The sequence below is a fragment of the Mesorhizobium sp. M4A.F.Ca.ET.050.02.1.1 genome, from assembly GCF_003997725.1.
In the GTDB taxonomy this organism is placed as follows: Bacteria; Pseudomonadota; Alphaproteobacteria; order Rhizobiales; family Rhizobiaceae; genus Mesorhizobium.
Map to the genome: position 1 here is coordinate 1 of NZ_RZSG01000599.1, position 3747 is coordinate 3747.

Below are 3747 nucleotides of genomic sequence, written 5' to 3' on the forward strand. Positions count from 1 at the left end.
GTCGGTGCCATGGTCGCGGCCGCGGCGGAACCGCAGGGGCGTTTCAGCGCGCCTGATCAGCGCGATCACCCTTCTTGCGCTGTTGGCGGCATGGGCTGCATCGGCCGAGCTGCAGCTGGTGTCACCGGTCTTCCTCCCGTCGCCCGCCGCCGTCTGGGCAAAGTTCGTCACAGTCGCCCGCGACGGTTTCGTCGATGCGACGCTGCTCCAGCATGTCGCCGCCAGCCTCTGGCGCGTGTTCGCGGCGCTGATCGCGGCCATCGTCATCGGCGTTCCGGTCGGGCTCGCCATCGGCATCAGCCAGATCGGGCGCGGCCTCTTCGATCCGCTGCTCGAATTCCTGCGCCCGATCCCGCCGCTCGCTTATCTGCCGCTGATCGTCATCTGGTTCGGCATTGGAGAACCGTCGAAGATCCTGGTGATCGCGATCGCCATGCTGGCGCCGGTGGCGCTGTCGACCGCCGCCGGGGTGCGCGGCGTCTCGCGCGAGCGCATCGACGCAGCGCGTTCGCTCGGCGCGACGCGGAGGCAGGTCGTTCGCCATGTCATGCTGCCCAGCGCCTTGCCCTCGATCCTCACCGGCCTGCGCATCGCGCTCGGCGCCGGCTGGTCGACGCTGGTGGCCGCCGAACTGGTGGCGGCCACACGCGGGCTAGGCTTCATGATCCAGTCGGCGGCGCAGTTCCTGGTGACCGACGTGGTGGTGATGGGCATCCTGGTGATCGCGACCATCGCCTTCGCGCTGGAGTTCGTCATCCGCAGGGTCGAGCGCGCGCTGGTTCCCTGGGCGGGCAAGGACTGAGCGAAACAAGGAGAATGATGATGACCCATTCCACCGCCGTGCTTTTCGCCCAGGTCGGCGACTGGCTGCTTGCCAGCACAAAGGAAGCCGTGGCGTCGGAGACGCCGCTGAACGAACCGAGATCGCCGGCGCCGGTGCGGCTGGACCCCGAGCGCGATCGCCTGCCGCCACGCGACGAAAGTTTTTACTGGGCCTGGCAGTACTGGTCGCAGTGACCTCGTCGACCGGATCCGCCCCCCCCCGATCCAGCCGCCATGCGCAGAAAACAATTCCGGCTTGCGAGTCCAACTCGCAAGATTGTTCGTCTACCAAATCATAGCCGTCGCCTAGAACCGTCTTCCAACCGGCGGGAAGATACCCCGGCGCCGAAGACGTTAACGCGATGACGCTCAACTCGTTGGTTAGCGCGCGCTGCCATTCCGCAGGAAAATCAGGTGTTTGATAAAGAATTCCAGGATCCAGCCCCGAAATAGAAGGTACAATCTCAACAATCCTAGACTTTATGCTTGATGATAGCAGTTAGCCGCTGTCACGAACTGGAGTTAGTCTCTTGAGAACAATAGACATGAGTGCCGAAATTCCCGATCGCATCAAGGTGCTGTGGTTCCTGCCGACGCATGGCGATAGCCGATATCTCGGAACATCCGAAGGTGGCAGGGCGGTCGATCTCGACTATCTGACCCAGGTGGCGCAAGCGGCCGACACGCTTGGCTACCATGGTGTGCTTTTGCCGACCGGTAGGTCATGCGAGGATTCCTGGGTCGTCGCCTCGGCGCTGGCGCCGCTGACGAAACGGCTGCGCTTCCTGGTCGCGGTGCGGCCGGGCCTGCAATCGCCGACGCTTGCCGCGCGCATGACGGCGACGCTCGACCGCATCTCCAATGGCCGGCTGCTGATCAACGTCGTCACCGGCGGCGATCCGCTTGAAAACAAGGGCGACGGCATCTTCCTGTCGCATGCCGAGCGCTACGAGGTGACGCAGGAGTTCTTGCAGGTCTACAAGCGGCTGCTGCGTGGCGAGACGGTCGAGCACGAGGGCCGGCATTTCCACATCGAGGATGGCCGGCTGCTGTTCCCGCCGGTCCAGGCGCCCTATCCGCCGCTCTATTTCGGCGGCTCGTCCGACGCCGGGTCCGTCGTGGCTGCCGAGGAAATCGACAAGTACCTGACCTGGGGCGAGCCGCCGGCCGATGTCGAGCGTAAGCTCGACGGCGTGCGCAAGCTCGCCGACAAGGCGGGCCGCAAGCTCTCCTTCGGCATCCGCCTGCATGTCATCGCCCGCGAGACGACGGCGGAAGCCTGGGCGGCCGCCGACCGGCTGATCAGCCGGCTCGACGATGCGACCATCGCCTCGGCGCAGAAGGTGTTTGCCCGCATGGACTCTGTCGGCCAGGCGCGAATGAGCGCGCTGCATGGCGGCGACCGGTCGAAGCTCGAGATCGCGCCGAACCTCTGGGCCGGCGTCGGGCTGGTGCGGGGCGGCGCCGGCACGGCACTTGTCGGCGATCCCGCCACGATCGCCCAGCGCATCGACGAGTACCGCCGGCTTGGCATCGACACCTTCATCCTGTCGGGCTATCCGCATCTCGAGGAAGCCTATCGCTTCGGCGAGCTGGTGCTGCCGCATTTGCCGACCGACCACCTGGTCAAGGTCGCAGGTTCCTCCGTCAATACGGGTCCGTTCGGCGAGACCATCGCCGGCGACCATCGGCCGAAATCGCTCGCCAGCGCATCGTGAACGCGCTGCCGCCCCGGCCGCGAAGCCATATCGCCATCCTCGGTGGCGGTTTCTCGGGCGCGGCCGTTGCCTGGCACCTGGCCAGGCAGCGTCCGCATGCATCCGTCACGGTGATCGAGCCGCGCCCGTTCCTGGGTGGCGGGCTAGCCTATTCCAGCGAGGAGCCGTCGCATCGCGTCAACGTTCCCGCGGCCAGGATGAGCCTGGTCCCGGACGAGCCCGAGCATTTCTTGCGCTGGCTCGCCCACGACGGTGAAGTCGGGCGCGATCCGGACTCGGTCTGGCGCAACGGCGACGTCTTTCCGAGGCGGCGGGTCTTCGGCCGCTATGTCGCCGAACAGCTGGCGCCTTTTGTCGAGACTGGAGCGGTCCGCCACCTGCGTGACGACGTGCGGAAGGTGAGGCGCAGCAGCGACGGCGGCTGGACTGTTTTCACCTCGGATCAGCCGATCTCGGCCGACGTGGTCGTTCTTGCCATGACGCACCCGTCGCCCGATGTTCCTGCCTTCCTGAAGCCGGTCGCCGCCACGCGCGGCTTCGTTGCCGATGTGTATGCCCGGGATGCGCTCGGTTCGATCGCTCCCGGGGCGTCGGTGTTGATCGTCGGCTCCGGCCTGACCTCGGCCGACACCGTCGCCGAGCTCGACCGCCGCGGCCATCGCGGCCGCATCCTGGCCGTGTCGCGGCATGGGCTGCGCTCGCGCGGGCATCCGGATGTTCGCGGCGAACCGTTCGGCGATTTCGTCTCGGCGCCGGCCAGCACCGCGCTTGCATTGCTCGAGCGCGTTCGTTCGACATTGGCGGCAGCCGAGGCCGCCGGCGTCAACTGGCAGTCGGTCTTCGATCAGCTTCGCTTGCAGGGACCGCTGGTGTGGTCTGCGCTCGGCACTGAAGAACGCATGCGGCTGGTGCGCCGGCTGCGCGTCTTCTGGGACGTGCATCGCTTCAGGATCGCGCCGCAGGTCGCCAGCGTGCTCGAGCGCCGCCGTGCCGAGGGCACGTTCGACAACATCGCGGCCAGTCTGGTGGCCTCGAAGCAGGACGGGGATCGCCTGGCGGTTAGCCTGCGGCGGCGCGGCCAAAAGCAGATCGAGACGCTGCAATTCGACACCGTGGTGAACACCACGGGACCGGCGCATGGCAAGGCGCTCCACCTCAACCCCGCGTTGCGTTCGCTTGCCGAGGCCGGCCTGATCAGGGCCGATCG

General features: G+C 66.8%; 4 protein-coding genes. All 4 read left to right on the forward strand.

Going from position 1 to position 3747, the window contains the following annotated elements:
- A partial coding sequence (tauC, locus tag EOA33_RS27635) for a taurine ABC transporter permease TauC (RefSeq protein ID WP_127407084.1) occupies positions 1 to 802 on the forward strand: 802 nt, incomplete at its 5' end.
- A gap of 20 nt (positions 803 to 822) precedes the next feature.
- The gene (locus EOA33_RS27640) at positions 823 to 1017 is read left to right on the forward strand and encodes a hypothetical protein (RefSeq protein WP_127407085.1); all 195 of its coding nucleotides are present in this window, start codon (positions 823 to 825) and stop codon (positions 1015 to 1017) included.
- Positions 1018 to 1367: 350 nt separating this feature from the next.
- Positions 1368 to 2540 carry an FMNH2-dependent alkanesulfonate monooxygenase gene (gene ssuD, locus EOA33_RS27645; protein ID WP_127407086.1) on the forward strand — a complete coding sequence of 391 codons (1173 nt, stop codon included), beginning with the start codon at positions 1368 to 1370 and terminating at the stop codon, positions 2538 to 2540.
- A partial coding sequence (locus tag EOA33_RS27650; RefSeq protein WP_127407087.1) for an FAD-dependent oxidoreductase occupies positions 2537 to 3747 on the forward strand: 1211 nt, incomplete at its 3' end. The genes ssuD and EOA33_RS27650, both read left to right, overlap by 4 nt.

Bases quoted from the DNA above. Each gene is read 5' to 3' on its own strand.
- ssuD (WP_127407086.1), top strand. From the start codon at position 1,368: ATGAGTGCCGAAATTCCCGATCGCATCAAGGTGCTGTGGTTCCTGCCG.
- EOA33_RS27640 (WP_127407085.1), top strand. From the start codon at position 823: ATGACCCATTCCACCGCCGTGCTTTTCGCCCAGGTCGGCGACTGGCTG.